This is a genomic window from Pseudomonas sp. P4_C3 (genome assembly GCF_056402075.1).
The window spans coordinates 1-1,371 of the sequence record NZ_JBFUIC010000610.1 but is presented as its reverse complement, the minus strand read 5'-3'; the positions used below and the strand labels follow the sequence as shown (position 1 = coordinate 1,371).

Sequence of the window (1,371 nt, the reverse complement as noted above, 5' to 3'; positions counted from 1 at the left end):
ATCCAACAGGTTGCGGCTGGTGGAAAGATCATCTGACAGCGGTACCAGCGTGTGGGCACTGCCGGCGTAGACGACGATGGCGGTTTGCGCGTCGCTGCGGATCTGCAGCAGGTCAAGCAGCTTGCGTCGTGCCTGTTCGAGTCGGTTGGGCGTGACGTCGGTGGCGAGCATTTCCGGGGTCAGTTCAAGAACCACCACCAACGGGTCCGCGGGTTTCTGGCTGGTTTGCTCGACGCGTTCCCAACCCGGGCCCAACAGCGCGAGCACGGTCAACAGCCACGCCACGCCGAGCGCGACCCAGGGCAGTTTACTGTCGCGACCACTGCCACCGCTGAGCAGTGCCGTGTGAAAGGCCGGCGGCAGGATCATCTGCCAGCGCCCGGCGCGCTTCTTGCGGTGCCAGAGCTGCCAGAGCAACCAGCCAAGCACCGGCAGCAACAGTAGCCACCAGGGCCGGAACCAGTAGGGCCACAGCGCACTCATCGGCGCCTCCGCAGACGCAGGCGTTTAAGACGCTGGCGCCAGTCGGGCAGCAATTGCGTTTGCAAATACAGATCCTTGGTAAACAGGCGTTGCAACGGATTGTCCGGCCAGAGTACGGGAACCACCAGCAGTATGCTCAAGCACAGCGCCAAGGCGAGCGGCCAGTGATACAACGCTTGAGTCGGACGGGCCTGGGTGGGTTGTTGGGCCACGGGCTCCAGTTGGTCAAGGGTGTCCTTGATCGATTGCAGTTCCTTGCCATCGTGGGCGCGGAAATACTGGCCGCCGGTGGCTTTGGCGATRGCTTTCAGGGACGGCTCGTCGAGGTCCAGGCTCGGATTGACACCGAGGAACCCCACGGAGCCACTTTGTTCCGGATCGGCACCGATGCCGATCGGGTAGATTTTCACACCTTCTTGGGCCGCCAGTCGGGCGGCGGTGAGCGGATCGATTTCACCGCCATTGTTGGCGCCGTCGGTGACCAGTATCAGCACGCGGCTTGTTGCCGGACGCAAACGCAGGCGTTTGAGGGCCAGACCGATAGCATCGCCGATGGCGGTGTTTTTGCCGGCAATGCCGATGCGCGCGTCGTCGAGCCAGACGCGTACGGTGTGGCGGTCGAAGGTCAGCGGTGCCTGCAGGTAGGCCCGGCTGCCAAACAGGATCAGGCCGACGCGGTCACCTTCGCGACTTTCGAGGAAGTCGCCGAGCAGGTGCTGGACCAACGACAGTCGACTCACATCTTCGTCCTGCCACTGCATGTCAGGGAAATCCATGGAGCCGGAAACGTCCACCGCGACCAGCAGATCGCGACCGCTGGCGGCGATCGGCAAAGGTTCGCCGAGCCACTGCGGGCGCGCCGCCGCGACCAGCAGTAACAGCCACAGC

Annotated in this window: 2 protein-coding genes; both read right to left on the bottom strand. The window is 63.8% G+C overall.

The features are described from left to right. Positions 1 to 483: VWA domain-containing protein (locus AC1DVH_RS31135; RefSeq protein WP_477757022.1), on the bottom strand; the 483-nt coding region annotated here is incomplete at its 3' end. Beyond that, on the bottom strand, positions 480 to 1,371 hold an 892-nt coding region (locus tag AC1DVH_RS31130; protein WP_477757021.1), incomplete at its 5' end, for a vWA domain-containing protein. The genes AC1DVH_RS31130 and AC1DVH_RS31135, both read right to left, overlap by 4 nt.